We start from the raw sequence: 12,624 nt of genomic DNA, 5'->3' as shown, positions 1-12,624 counted from the left end.
CCCGGTTGCTGGCCGATCTCGTCGGCCGGCGCCGGCAGATCGTCGCCATGATCGTCGCCGAGCGCCAGCGCGAGCACGCCGCGCCGCCCAGGGTGAAGACCTCCATCGCCCGGCTCGTCAAGGCACTCACCCGCGAGCTCGCCAGCCTCGACCGGAACATCGACGAGGCGATCGAATTCGCCGAGGGACCGGACCAGCGCTATCTGGCCGTCACGGGAGCGTTGCCGGATTGGTAGGAATTTTCAGGAACGATCGATGGAACGCTGCCCGAATCACCGCCCCGCCGCTGCAAGGACGTCGCGAGTACGCCGATGATACTGACCGACGAGGAACTCGAGCGCTACGCGCGGCACATCGTCCTGGCCGAGGTCGGCGGGCCGGGCCAGCAGGCCCTGAAGCGCGCCCGCGTGCTGGTCGTCGGCGCCGGCGGCCTGGGCGCCCCGGTCCTCCAGTATCTCGCCGCCGCCGGCGTCGGTACGCTGGGAATCGTCGATGACGACGAGGTGTCGCTGTCGAACCTGCAGCGGCAGGTGATCCACGATACAGGGGCTGTCGGCCTGGCCAAGGTCGACAGCGCCATGGCCGCGATCTCGCGCATCAACCCGAACGTCGTCGTCGAGCCATACGCACTCAGATTGACCCAGGACAACGCGCCGGGACTGGTCTGCGGTTTCGATGTGGTGGCGGACGGATCGGACAATTTCGCCACGCGCTACGCAGTGGCGGATGCCTGCGCCGCCTGGCGTCGGCCACTGGTGAGTGCAGCGGTCGGCCGCTTCGACGGGTCGGTCACCACCCTGAAGCCCTATGCCGAAGAGGGCCGGCTCAAGGACAACCCGTCCTACCGCGACCTGTTTCCCGCACCGCCGCCGGACGGAACCCTGCCAACCTGCGCCGAGGCCGGCATCCTGGGCGCGCTGACCGGTGTGATCGGATCGATGATGGCCCTGGAGGCGATCAAGCTGATCACCGGCATCGGCGACCCGCTGATCGGCCGGCTCCTGCTGTTCGACGGACTGTCGATGCGGGTCGAGACCATCAATTACTGATCAGGCTTGCATCCCTGCGTCCACAGCAAGACGGGCGCGCCGAATGCGACGCGCCCGTGCGCAGGTTTTTCAGACGATCAGACCGGACGCGCAGCGCCGATCAGCCCCGCCAACCGGGCGGGCATTCGACGACGATGCGGTTGCCGTAATTGTCATAGGCGTAGCAATAGCCGGGACGATTGGCGACCGCGCCGATGATCGAGCCTGCCGCGCCGCCTACGGCCGCGCCGACCAGCGCGCCTTCAACCGAACCGCCGGCGATGGCGCCGACGACCGCGCCGGTGCCCGCACCGATCGCGCCACCAGCGAGCGCTCCCTGCTGCTGCTGCGTGTTGCAGGCCGTCAGGAGCGACAGCGAAACCAGTACGACGGGGATCTTCCACATAATCTGCATTCTCCTTGATGCGTTCGCGCGAACAGTGCCGGGCAATCCATTACAAACGAAACATATCGGGTTTGGTTCCCGAAAGTGTCCTTATCGGGGCATATCGCGCGCGGATTCGCAACGTCCGGCTCGTCGCGAACACGACGGGTCAACCCGAAAGCCAGCGTACGACTTTCAGGTTGTAGTCCCGGATCCAGCCGGGAATGAGGAGCGCGTCAATCAACCACCAGACCGCCCACAGGGCGACGAACACCCAACCGATCAGGATCGGAGTCGTCAGCCAGCCGATGCCGTGCAGGAGAAGCTGGAGCAGGCCCGACACCACCCGGTCGGAGTACATGCGGTGGGCACCAAGGAATCCCAGGAAGAACCAGAGGACGTAAGCGAGCAACGTGGACTTCGCCCGGGCGTCGTATTCCATGATGCGCTGAGAATGGGACGTATCCGACATGCTGGCTCCGCTTCGGGGTTCTCCGGGTCCGACAGCGGACCCGGCTCGTCACGCATATGAGCGCACCGAGCGGCTTTGGCAAGGATCGCCGAGATCGGCAAGGACGCCCGAGGTCCCCGGCTCCCGCTCATTTGCCGGCGCGCGCCTGACCGGTGGCGAGGATCATGTCGACCGCGGATTGCGCAAAGGCATAGAGGGTGTCCCGGCTCTCGCCGATGCGCGAACGGACCGAGAGGAAGTGGACGATCGAGGATGCAATTCCCGCCAGCGTCGCACAGTCGGTGCCGCCCGGCAGTTCTCCGGTCCTCACCGCATCCCGGAAGCGTTTCTCGAACAGGCCGTCGAACGCCTCGAAGGCCCCTGCCGCAATCCTCCGGGCATCCGCGTCGTCCTGCGCCTCCGCGACACCGATGGAGACGATGAAGCAGCCGCGCGGCTGGCCGTCCTCGGGGAAATAGATGTCGAGCACGTACCGATAAATTCGCATCAGCGTTTCCCGCAAAGGCGCCTCTTCGGCGACGATGCGGGTCAACTCGGCGCCGACGTCACGCCGGTAGTGCGCCATCGCCGCATGATAGAGCGCGCGCTTGTCGCCGAAGGCACCGTACAGGCTTGGCCTGTTCATCCTCGTCGCCGCGCTGAGATCGTCCAGCGAGGTGGCGGCAAATCCTCTTGACCAGAACAGGTCGCGCGCCTCCCGCAGAGCCCGGTCAGGATCGTAGGTGCGCGGCCTTCCACGTCTGGCGGATCTTTTTTGTACCATTTCGCATATAATCCTTGCCTCAAGCTAATTTCGTGCGATACGGTACAAAAATCAACCGACGGAGGTGACGGATGGAACTCTATTTCGCGCCGATGGCCTGCTCCCTTGCCACGCGAATCGCGCTCTACGAAACGGGACAGACGGCAACCTTCGTTTGCGTCGACCGGATGGAGGGCAAGCTCGAGGACGGTTCCGATTACCATCGCGTCAACCCGATGGGACAGGTGCCCGCGCTGCGGACCGACTCCGGCGAGCTTCTGACCGAAACCAGCGCCATACTGCAATATGTCGCCGATCTCGATCCCGAAGGGCGCCTGGCCGCAAGATCGGGACCTGCGCGCTACCGGCTGCAGCGATGGCTCAACTTCATCACGTCGGAACTGCACAAGGCGCTGTTCTACCCGCAGTTCTCGCCGGCCAGCAACGACGGCGCGAAGGCCTTCGCCCGCGATCTTCTGGAAAAGCGGTTCGACTATCTCGAGCGCCATCTGACCGGTCGCGAGTTCCTGCTCGACCGCTTCACCGTGGCCGACGCCTATCTTGCGACGGTGCTCGGATGGACGCGGCCGGTGGGAATAGACCTGGGGCGATGGCCCGCGCTGAAGGACTATTTCGACCGCATGCGGGCCCGACCGGCCGTGGCGACGGCGGTCGCCGAGGAATACGCGCTCTACGAAGCCCATGAGGCCCGCAAGGGCGCGGCCTGACCGGCGGGCGGACATTTGCCGGTGAGGCGTCAGTCCGGCAGGTGGCAGACCGCCTCTATGCGATTGCCGTCGGGATCCGCCAGGAACGCGGCGTAGTAGGCCGGGTGATAATGGGCCCTGAGTCGGGGCGCCCTCGTCCCGTCCGCCGGCGGCAAGTCCGGCGGCATAAAAGGCGTCCACGGCGCCCCGGCTCGCTGCCTTGAAGGCCCAGTGCCGGCCCTGCACGCGACGTGCCTCCCCGACGCGGATCGACAGGTAGGTCAGATCCGGACGGTCCTGCGAGGCGCGATCCCCATATCCTATCCGGTTCGGCTCCCGCGCCACCTTCGCCACGCCGAGCGCGGCGAATACGGCATCGTAGAACGCCTCCGCCCGGTCGATGTTGGAGACTGTGATGGAGACGTGATCGAGCACGCTCCGTCCTGTCCCTACAGCATCGACGGCAGCACGCGGTCCGGCGGGCGGTGGCCGTCGGCGAAGGTCTTGATGTTGATGATGACCTTTTCGCCCATGTCGACCCGGCCCTCGATTGTCGCCGAGCCCATGTGCGGCAACAGCAGCACCTTGTCGGACCTGACCAGCTTCGGATTGACGGACGGCTCGTGTTCGAACACGTCGAGGCCCGCGCCGGCCAGCTCGCCTGCTTCCAGCATCCGGGCGAGCGCGTTCTCGTCGATCACCTCGCCGCGCGCGGTATTGACGATGTAGGCTTCCGGGCGCAGCAGCTTCAGGCGCCGGGCCGACAGCAGGTGATAGGTTCCAGGCGTGTGCGGGCAATGGACCGAGATGACGTCCATGCGGGCGAGCATCTGGTCGAGGCTGTCCCAGTAGGTCGCTTCCAGCTGCTCCTCGACCGACGCCGGCACCCGGCGGCGGTTGTGATAGTGGATCTGCATGCCGAACGCGCTGGCGCGGCGCGCCACCGCCTGGCCGATGCGGCCCATGCCTATGATGCCGAGGCGCTTGCCGTTGATGCGATGGCCGAGCATCCAGGTCGGCGTCCAGCCGGACCAGTCGCCGGATTCCATGATGTGGATGCCTTCCGACAGCCGGCGCGGAACCGCCAGGATCAGCGCCATCGTCATGTCGGCGGTGTCTTCGGTCAGCACGCCCGGCGTGTTGGTGACGGCGATGCCGCGGGTGGTGGCCGTCTCGACGTCGATGTTGTCGACGCCGTTGCCGTAGTTGGCGATCAGCTTCAGGCGAGGCCCGGCCTGGCTGAGTACGGCCGCGTCGATCCGGTCGGTGACTGTGGGGACCAGCACGTCGGCGGCGCGGACCGCTTCGACCAGCTCCGCCTGGGTCATGGCGCGGTCGTCGAGATTGAGGCGCGTATCGAACAGCTCCCGCATCCGCGTCTCGACGACGTCAGGCAGTTTCCGCGTGACGATGACGAGCGGTCGCGTCTTGGGCATCGGCGGCCTTCTCCATGATTTGCATCCAGCGAGTCGGCGCGCCGCGATTCGGCCCCCGTTCACCCGTCATTTACCATAAGGTGATAGGGGTTCCAGCAGCAGCAGGCCGCGTTGCGGCATTCTCTAGCAGACGGCCCGGCAAACACAAAGCGGATCGCTGCGATGGGGCGGCGCGCGACAGGGCCCCGCGCGACAGGGCCGACAGGGACCGGTCGATGCGGAAATCCAGGCGGGTCCCGGTCGTACCGATCGGCGATGAATCGGTGTCGGCAAGAAGGCCGGAATGGCGTCGGGATTGAAATGACCGGAACTTCGCTGAGCAGACGTTTCATCCTGACGGCCGTCGCCGCGCTCGTCGCAGCCGCGGTGCCGCCGTGGGCGGACAATGCCGCCGGCCAGTCCGCGCCGGCCGTCAGGACAGGCCCCAGCGGCCTGCCGCTGCCGCGCTTCGTCAGCCTGAAGTCGGACCGGATCAACGTGCGCGCCGGCCCCGGCGAGGATCACCGGGTCAGCTGGATCTTTGCGAAGGCCGGGTTGCCGGTGGAGATCATCGCGGAGTACGACAACTGGCGCCGCATCCGAGACAGCGAAGGGGCGGAAGGCTGGGTCTTCCATTCGCTCCTGTCGGGTCGCCGCACCGCGCTCGTGGCACCCTGGTCGGAGGAAAAGACGCTGGACATGTTCCGCAATCCCGACAGGGACGAGCGGGTCGCCGCCCGGCTCGAGCCCGGCGTTCTGGTCAACCTGGAGAAATGCGACGGCTCATGGTGCCGCGTCACCGTCAGCGACGTGAACGGCTGGATGCCGCAGGACCAGCTCTGGGGCGTCTATCCGAAGGAAATCGTCAACTGACGCGGCCCGCCTCGTCGGGCAGGGCCACCTGGTGCGCTCAGCGGTGCCGCGACCGCCGCACCCGCACGACCACGTCGATATGGGTGATGTCCATGCCTTCCGGTGCGCGCGGCAGCCCGCCGACGGTGATGCTGCCGCCTTCGATGTCGATCAGACGGTTCTCGTCCTCGACGTAGAAATGATGGTGGTCGCTGGTATTGGTATCGAAATACGACTTCGCCCCGTCGACTGCGACTTCGCGCAACAGGCCGGCATGGGTGAACTGATGCAGGGTGTTGTAGACGGTGGCCAGGGACACCGGCACCGAGGCCCGGATCGCCTGCTCGTGCAGCATCTCGGCGGTCACATGGCGGTCCTCGCCGTCGAACAGCAGCGCGCCAAGCGACAGGCGCTGGCGGGTCGGGCGCAGTCCGGCGGCGCGCAGCCGCCCGGCGACGTCGGGCCGATGGCCGCGCGACCCGATTCCGATTTCGCGGTCAGACCTGTAGTCCGTCATCAAGGCAATCCGGCAAATCGTTGCATACGGAACAAATATACGGCGTGGACGGTCCTTCGGCAAGCGCCGCCTGCCGTCCCCGAGGGCCGCGCGCCAACGGTTCCGGACGCCGGATTGAGCGGCCCGGCGGTCTTTCGAGGCCCGGAAAGCTATGATAGTTAAGCCGCGGGCCGCCCGGGAGACCGACCCGTGCAGCGGCCGGCATTTCTCATCACAACAAACTCGGTCTCAGGTCACGACGAGCGAGGCGAATGTCCGAACGCCAGTCCAGTTTCGAATATGACGACCTTCTCGCCTGCGGGCGCGGCGAGCTGTTTGGCCCCGGGAACGCGCAGCTGCCGCTGCCGCCGATGCTGATGTTCGATCGCATCTCCGCGATCTCCGAGGACGGCGGCGAGCACGGCAAGGGCGAGGTCCGTGCGCAACTCGAAATCCGGCCGGACCTGTGGTTCTTTCCCTGCCACTTCAAGGGCGACCCGGTGATGCCGGGCGCGCTCGGCCTGGATGCCCTGTGGCAGATGGTCGGCTTCTTTCTCGGCTGGCTCGGCGCGCCTGGGCGCGGTCGGGCCCTGTCTGTCGGCGAGGTCAAGTTCTCCGGCATGGTGGTACCGACCGCGAAGGTCGTCGAGTTCGGTGTCGACCTCAAGCGGGTGATCCGCCGCAAGCTGACCCTCGGCATCGCCGACGGCTGGGTGAAGGCGGACGGCGAACTTGTCTTCAAGGCACTCGACATCAGGGTCGGGCTGTTCACTCCCGAATCGGAGGCCGCGTCGTCTTGACGGAGCCGGCACGGTGCTTACTTGCGAGCCTGAACGGATCCGCGACGGACTTCTAGCGAGGCAGCCATGAGACGCGTTGTAGTCACCGGCATGGGTATCGTGTCGAGCATCGGCAATTCCACCCAGGAAGTGGTGGCGTCGCTGCGCGAGGCGAAATCCGGCATCGGCAAGGCGGAGGACTACGCACGCCTCGGCTTCCGCTCCCAGGTACATGGCGCGCCCGACATCGACGTCACCGATCTCGTCGACCGGCGCGCGATGCGGTTCCATGGCCGCGGCACCGCCTGGAACCACGTGGCAATGGACCAGGCGATCCGCGACGCGGGGTTGGAGCAGAACGAGATAAGCCACGAGCGCACCGGGCTGATCATGGGCTCCGGCGGCTCCTCGACCCAGACCATCGTCGAGGCGGCACGCACCGCCGAGGAGCGCGGCCCCAAGCGCATCGGCCCGTTCGCGGTGCCCAAGGCGATGTCCTCGACGGCCTCGGCAACGCTGTCGACGTGGTTCGGCATCAAGGGCGTCAGCTATTCGATTTCATCGGCCTGCGCGACGTCGTCGCACTGCATCGGCAATGCCGCCGAAATGATCCAGTACGGCAAGCAGGACCTGATGTTCGCCGGCGGCTGCGAGGACCTGCACTGGACGCTGTCGGTGCTGTTCGACGCGATGGGCGCGATGTCGTCGCGATTCAACGACACGCCCGAGAAGGCATCGCGGGCCTACGACGTCAACCGCGACGGGTTCGTGATTTCCGGCGGTGCCGGCGTCCTGGTGCTGGAGGAACTCGAGCACGCCAAGGCGCGCGGCGCCCGCATCTACGGAGAACTCCTCGGCTACGGCGTCACCTCCGACGGCGACGACATGGTGGCGCCGTCGGGCGAGGGCGGCGAGCGCTGCATGCGCATGGCACTGGCCAACGTCAAGGATCCGATCGACTACATCAATCCGCACGCCACCTCGACGCCGGTCGGCGACGGACCGGAGATATCGGCGATTCGGGCAGTCTTCGGCGCGGGCGACAAGTGCCCGCCGATTTCCGCGACCAAGTCGCTGACCGGGCACTCGCAGGGTGCCGCGGGCGTCCAGGAGGCAATCTATTCACTGCTGATGATGAACAACGGCTTCATCTGCGAATCGGCCAATATCGAGGAGATCGATCCGGCATTCGCCGACATGCCGATCGTCCGCGAGCGGCGCGACGACGTCGAGATCAATACCGTCCTGTCGAACAGCTTCGGCTTCGGCGGGACCAATGCGAGTCTGGTGTTCGGCCGCGCCGGTTGAGGCGTCCGACCAACAGGCCGGCGCGCCTGAAAGGCAGGAAAGGCGAATGAGCGAAGCAATGATGGCCGGCAAGCGCGGTCTGATCATGGGAGTGGCGAACGATCACTCCATCGCCTGGGGCATCGCTCAGGCGCTCGCCAGCCACGGCGCGGAACTCGCCTTCACCTACCAAGGCGAGGCGTTCGGGCGGCGGGTCAAGCCGCTGGCCGAATCCCTGGGGTCGAACCTCGTGTTTCCCTGCGACGTCGAGGACACGTCCACCGTCGACGAAGTCTTCGCGTCGCTTGCCGACGCCTGGGGATCGGTCGACTTCGTGGTCCATGCGGTGGCCTTTTCCGACAAGTCGGAGCTGAAGGGCCGCTACGCCGACACGACTCGCGACAATTTCGTGCGCACCATGGTGATCTCGTGCTTTTCGTTCACCGAGGTCGCGCGGCGCGCGGCGGCGATGATGCCGGCGGGCGGAAGCCTGCTGACACTGACCTATTCCGGCGCCACCCGGGTGATGCCCAACTACAACGTCATGGGCGTCGCCAAGGCGGGACTTGAGGCGAGCGTCCGTTACCTTGCCGCCGACTACGGTCCGCAGGGGATCCGAGTCAACGCCATCTCGGCAGGTCCGGTGCGTACCCTGGCCGGCTCGGGCATTACCGACGCCAGGCGCATGTACAATTTCCACAAGGCGCATTCGCCGCTTCGCCGCGCCACCACGATCGCCGATGTCGGCGGTTCCGCCGTGTACCTGCTCTCGCCGCTCTCCTCCGGCGTTACCGGCGAAGTGCACTTCGTCGATTCCGGCTACCACGTCATCTCGATGCCGAGACCGGAGACGATCAGGGACGAGGCGGGCAACGGCGAGGCGGACAGCCTGAAGGCGGCGGAGTAGCAGAGCGCCTGCTACGGCATTTTGCCGAGCAGCTATTCGAGTCGGCAAATACAAGATCCGCGCCGGCTGTCACTGAACCAGTTCGATGACGCGCTGGCGCAGGAATGCCGCTGTCCGCCGCACTGCAGACCGCCGGCCTTTCCATTCGTCCTCGAGGTGGCCGAGATAGGCCTCCCGAGCATAGGTCAGCATCGCGGCTTCCTCGTCCGGCATCTGCGGCGCCGCCCACGTTGCTGCGGCATCCTTCGAAACGATAGCGCCGGTCGCCGCGGTCTGCCACATCCGGGCGAGCGTCAGCAGGACATTTCGCTCATCGCCGAACAGTCCATCGAGCAGGGCCGGGAGGGCGTCGCGCATGGCGTGCATGACGTGCTCCAGCGCACAATCGGGCAGAAGCTCCGCGGCCGGGGGTCCGAATAGCGGTCGGGCCCGGCGTCGCGCCTGGGCCAGCACCAATGTGTATTCGGGATCGACATTTGGCATCGGCAGCTCGCCGCCTTCGAGCGCCTTTCGCAGCCATTCGCCATAGGTGAACTCGCTGTGCGCCGTCGGGATGTTGGCGTGCAGTTCAGACTTCAGGAAGACAATGACTTCAATGCTGCGCGGGCCGTCAGGCGCTGCGGGATGACGTCCCGAAATCCCGAGGAGGGCCGACACGAGTCCGCGGCGCTGCACGTCGGTCATGGCACAGTCGATGACCGCCAGAAGGTCGATATCGCTCTGCGGTCCAAGGCCTCTGGCCGAAACCGCCGATCCGTGCAGGTACAGGGCCGCAAGCGAGTCCTGGAAGATGCCACGAATCGCGTCCGCCGCGGCTCTGATCTGTTCGGGCGGTTTACTCGGCCGTCCTGGCAATTCCTCCTCCCACCGTCCGGCAACCAGACGAGACTGTCGGCGGCTGCCCTCAACGCAAAACGGCTCCGTGGTTTCCCACGGAGCCGCTTCGCACATCAATCCGAGGTCGATCAGGCCGCCTGGCCCGCGTCGTCCTCTTCGCCGGTCTCCTGGTCGACGACCTTCATCGACAGGCGGACCTTGCCGCGGTCGTCGAGGCCGACGAGCTTGACGTAGACCTCGTCGCCTTCCTTGACCACGTCGGTCACCTTCTCGGGGCGGCCCTTGGACAGCTGCGAGATGTGGACGAGGCCGTCGCGCGGGCCGAAGAAGTTCACGAAGGCGCCGAAGTCGACGACCTTCACGACTTTGCCGCGGTAGATCGCGCCGACCTCGGGTTCGGCGACGATCGACTTGATCCAGTCGAGCGCCGCCTTGATCGCCTTGCCGTCGGCGGAGGCGACCTTGATGGTGCCGTCGTCCTCGACGTTGATCTTGGCGCCGGTCTTCTCGACGATCTCGCGGATCACCTTGCCGCCCGACCCGATCACTTCGCGGATCTTGTCGACGGGGATGGTGATGACCTCGATGCGCGGCGCGTGCTCGCCGAGTTCCGGACGGGCCGTGTTCAGCGCCTTCGACATCTCGCCGAGAATGTGCATCCGGCCGCCCTGCGCCTGCTCGAGGGCGATCTGCATGATCTCCTCGGTGATGCCGGCGATCTTGATGTCCATCTGCAGCGAGGTGATGCCCTGGTCGGTGCCGGCCACCTTAAAGTCCATGTCGCCGAGGTGATCCTCGTCGCCGAGGATGTCGGAGAGCACCGCGTACTTGCCGTCTTCCTCGAGGATCAGACCCATGGCGATGCCCGCCACCGGCCGCTTCAGCGGCACGCCGGCATCCATCAGCGCCAGCGAGGTGCCGCAGACGGTGGCCATCGAAGACGAGCCGTTCGACTCGGTGATCTCGGACACCGCGCGCAGCGTGTAGGGGAACTCGGTGGGCTCGGGAAGCATCGGGTGGATCGCCCGCCATGCGAGCTTGCCGTGGCCGATCTCGCGCCGTCCGGCGCCACCCATACGCCCGGTCTCGCCGACCGAGTAGGGCGGGAAGTTGTAGTGGAGCAGGAAACGCTCCTTGTAGGTGCCGGACAGGGCATCGATGAACTGCTCGTCCTCGCCGGTGCCCAGCGTCGCCACGACCAGCGCCTGGGTCTCGCCGCGGGTGAACAGGGCGGAGCCGTGGGCGCGCGGCAGGATGCCGACTTCCGCCAGGATCGGGCGGACGGTCTTCAGGTCGCGGCCGTCGATGCGGTGGCCGGTCTCGATGATCGAGCCGCGGACGATCTTCTTCTCGAGCTTCTTGAAGGCGTCGGCAACCTTCTGCTTGTCGTAGACCTCGCCATTGCCGCCTTCGGCGGCGTCCGCCGGCGCAAGCGCTGCCATGACCTGTTCCTTGACCGCGGCGACGGCGTCCTGACGCTCCGTCTTGGCGGCGATCTTGTAGGCGTCGGCAAGCCCCTTGGCGCCGATCTCGGAAACCTTCGCCTCGATCTCGGAGTTGTCGGCGACCGCGATGTCGCGCGGCTCCTTGGCGGCGCGCTCGGCGAGCCGGATAATCGCGTCGATGACCGGCTGGAAGCCCTTGTGGCCGTGCATGACGGCACCGAGCATGACGTCCTCCGGAAGCTCCTGCGCCTCCGATTCGACCATCAGCACGGCATCGCCGGTGCCGGCGACGACGAGGTCGAGCGACGACTGCTCGAGCTGGTCGAGCATCGGATTGAGGACGTACTCGCCGTCAATGTAACCGACGCGGGCGGCGCCGATCGGTCCCATGAACGGTGCGCCCGACAGCGTCAGGGCGGCCGAGGAGGCGACCATGGCGACAACGTCGGGATCGTTCTCGAGATCGTGCGACAGCACGGTCGCGATCACCTGCGTGTCACAGCGGAAGCCCGACACGAACAGCGGGCGGATCGGGCGATCGATCAGACGGGAGACCAGCGTCTCCTTTTCCGTCGGGCGCCCTTCACGCTTGAAGTAGCCGCCAGGGATCTTGCCGGCGGCGTAGTACTTTTCCTGGTAGTGGACGGTCAGCGGCAGGAAATCGATGCCGGGCTTGGGTTCCTTGGCGGCGACCACGGCTGCCAGAACCGTGGTGTCGCCGTATGTGGCGAGCACCGCGCCGTCGGCCTGGCGGGCGATCTTGCCCGTCTCCAGGACCAGGGTGCGGCCGCCCCATTCGATCTCTTCGCGATGGATATCAAACATACGTCTTGCCTCATGGCTTCGCGGGGCCAACAGGCGAGCCATGGGCAAGATGGCGAGAGGCTTCCTGGAGAAAGCGTCCGGCTATCCTCCCCATGGCCACCAGGCCCCCGGGGTGGAAGGCGGCGGATCGTCCGCCGCCTGTTTGGACCGTCAGCGGCGGATGCCGAGACGGCCGATGAGATCCCGGTAGCGCGCCTCGTCCTTCGACTTCACGTAGTCGAGGAGCCGGCGGCGCTGGCTGACGAGCTTGAGAAGCCCGCGCCGGGAATGGTTGTCCTTCTTGTGCGTCTTGAAATGCTCGGTCAGGTTGACGATGCGCTCGGTGAGGATCGCCACCTGAACCTCGGGCGAGCCGGTATCCGACGAGCCCTTGGCATATTCCTTGATCAGTTCCTGCTTGCGGTCTGCTGTAATCGACATTGCGACATCGTCTCCGAACTGTTGTGC

At 66.2% G+C, this 12,624-nt stretch carries 14 protein-coding genes and 2 pseudogenes; 7 read left to right on the top strand and 9 right to left on the bottom strand.

Annotated features, from left to right (window positions below):
- Window positions 1-236, top strand: a pseudogene (locus V3328_RS14765) (hypothetical protein); the annotation flags it as partial.
- A gap of 75 nt (window positions 237-311) precedes the next feature.
- On the top strand, window positions 312-1,049 hold the full coding sequence (locus V3328_RS14760) for a molybdopterin-synthase adenylyltransferase MoeB (RefSeq protein WP_340330438.1): 738 nt from the start codon (window positions 312-314) through the stop codon (window positions 1,047-1,049).
- A 100-nt stretch (window positions 1,050-1,149) separates the two neighbouring features.
- Here V3328_RS14760 and V3328_RS14755 read toward each other — a convergent pair whose 3' ends face one another.
- The 3 genes from V3328_RS14755 to V3328_RS14745 form a co-directional block, all read right to left on the bottom strand.
- Window positions 1,150-1,434 (bottom strand): YMGG-like glycine zipper-containing protein, encoded by a 285-nt coding sequence (locus V3328_RS14755; RefSeq protein ID WP_340330437.1) that lies wholly within the window; start codon window positions 1,432-1,434, stop codon window positions 1,150-1,152.
- A 148-nt stretch (window positions 1,435-1,582) separates the two neighbouring features.
- Entirely contained in the window at window positions 1,583-1,885 is a 303-nt protein-coding gene (locus V3328_RS14750) for a TM2 domain-containing protein (protein ID WP_340330436.1), read from the bottom strand.
- Window positions 1,886-2,012: 127 nt separating this feature from the next.
- Window positions 2,013-2,648 carry a TetR/AcrR family transcriptional regulator gene (locus tag V3328_RS14745; protein ID WP_340330435.1) on the bottom strand — a complete coding sequence of 212 codons (636 nt, stop codon included), beginning with the start codon at window positions 2,646-2,648 and terminating at the stop codon, window positions 2,013-2,015.
- Window positions 2,649-2,719: 71 nt separating this feature from the next.
- On the opposite strand from V3328_RS14745, the gene V3328_RS14740 reads away from it, so the two are divergent.
- Window positions 2,720-3,355: a glutathione binding-like protein gene (locus V3328_RS14740; RefSeq protein ID WP_340330434.1), complete on the top strand. Its 636-nt coding sequence runs from the start codon at window positions 2,720-2,722 to the stop codon at window positions 3,353-3,355.
- A gap of 29 nt (window positions 3,356-3,384) precedes the next feature.
- Here V3328_RS14740 and V3328_RS26590 read toward each other — a convergent pair.
- Window positions 3,385-3,769, bottom strand: a pseudogene (locus V3328_RS26590) (VOC family protein).
- A 14-nt stretch (window positions 3,770-3,783) separates the two neighbouring features.
- Window positions 3,784-4,770 (bottom strand): 2-hydroxyacid dehydrogenase, encoded by a 987-nt coding sequence (locus V3328_RS14735; protein ID WP_340330433.1) that lies wholly within the window; start codon window positions 4,768-4,770, stop codon window positions 3,784-3,786.
- Between the two features lie 300 nt (window positions 4,771-5,070).
- On the opposite strand from V3328_RS14735, the gene V3328_RS14730 reads away from it, so the two are divergent.
- A complete protein-coding gene (locus V3328_RS14730; protein ID WP_340330432.1) occupies window positions 5,071-5,622 on the top strand; it encodes an SH3 domain-containing protein in 552 nt (183 codons plus the stop codon).
- A 37-nt stretch (window positions 5,623-5,659) separates the two neighbouring features.
- On the opposite strand, the gene irrA is transcribed toward V3328_RS14730, so the two are convergent.
- Window positions 5,660-6,118, bottom strand: a complete 459-nt coding sequence (gene irrA / locus V3328_RS14725) for an iron response transcriptional regulator IrrA (protein ID WP_340330431.1) — start codon at window positions 6,116-6,118, stop codon at window positions 5,660-5,662.
- 251 nt (window positions 6,119-6,369) lie between these two features.
- Between irrA and fabA the strand changes: the two genes are divergently transcribed.
- The 3 genes from fabA (at window position 6,370) to fabI (ending at window position 9,070) form a co-directional block, all read left to right on the top strand.
- Window positions 6,370-6,897 carry a 3-hydroxyacyl-[acyl-carrier-protein] dehydratase FabA gene (gene fabA / locus V3328_RS14720; protein WP_340330430.1) on the top strand — a complete coding sequence of 176 codons (528 nt, stop codon included), beginning with the start codon at window positions 6,370-6,372 and terminating at the stop codon, window positions 6,895-6,897.
- Window positions 6,898-6,963: 66 nt separating this feature from the next.
- Window positions 6,964-8,184 (top strand): beta-ketoacyl-ACP synthase I, encoded by a 1,221-nt coding sequence (gene fabB, locus V3328_RS14715; RefSeq protein ID WP_340330429.1) that lies wholly within the window; start codon window positions 6,964-6,966, stop codon window positions 8,182-8,184.
- A gap of 46 nt (window positions 8,185-8,230) precedes the next feature.
- Entirely contained in the window at window positions 8,231-9,070 is an 840-nt protein-coding gene (fabI, locus tag V3328_RS14710; protein ID WP_340330428.1) for an enoyl-ACP reductase FabI, read from the top strand.
- Window positions 9,071-9,139: 69 nt separating this feature from the next.
- Here the strand turns inward: fabI and V3328_RS14705 are convergent, their stop codons facing one another.
- The 3 genes from V3328_RS14705 to rpsO form a co-directional block, all read right to left on the bottom strand.
- Window positions 9,140-10,021: an aminoglycoside adenylyltransferase domain-containing protein gene (locus V3328_RS14705; RefSeq protein WP_340330427.1), complete on the bottom strand. Its 882-nt coding sequence runs from the start codon at window positions 10,019-10,021 to the stop codon at window positions 9,140-9,142.
- Between the two features lie 14 nt (window positions 10,022-10,035).
- The gene (gene pnp / locus V3328_RS14700) at window positions 10,036-12,177 is read right to left on the bottom strand and encodes a polyribonucleotide nucleotidyltransferase (RefSeq protein ID WP_340330426.1); all 2,142 of its coding nucleotides are present in this window, start codon (window positions 12,175-12,177) and stop codon (window positions 10,036-10,038) included.
- A 150-nt stretch (window positions 12,178-12,327) separates the two neighbouring features.
- Window positions 12,328-12,597: a 30S ribosomal protein S15 gene (gene rpsO / locus V3328_RS14695; protein ID WP_340330425.1), complete on the bottom strand. Its 270-nt coding sequence runs from the start codon at window positions 12,595-12,597 to the stop codon at window positions 12,328-12,330.
- Window positions 12,598-12,624 lie beyond the last annotated feature (27 nt).

Source organism: Microbaculum marinum (genome assembly GCF_037855135.1).
In the GTDB taxonomy this organism is placed as follows: Bacteria; Pseudomonadota; Alphaproteobacteria; order Rhizobiales; family Tepidamorphaceae; genus Microbaculum; species Microbaculum marinum.
Note: the sequence above shows the minus strand (reverse complement) of the source record. Positions and strands in the feature narration are given on the sequence as shown.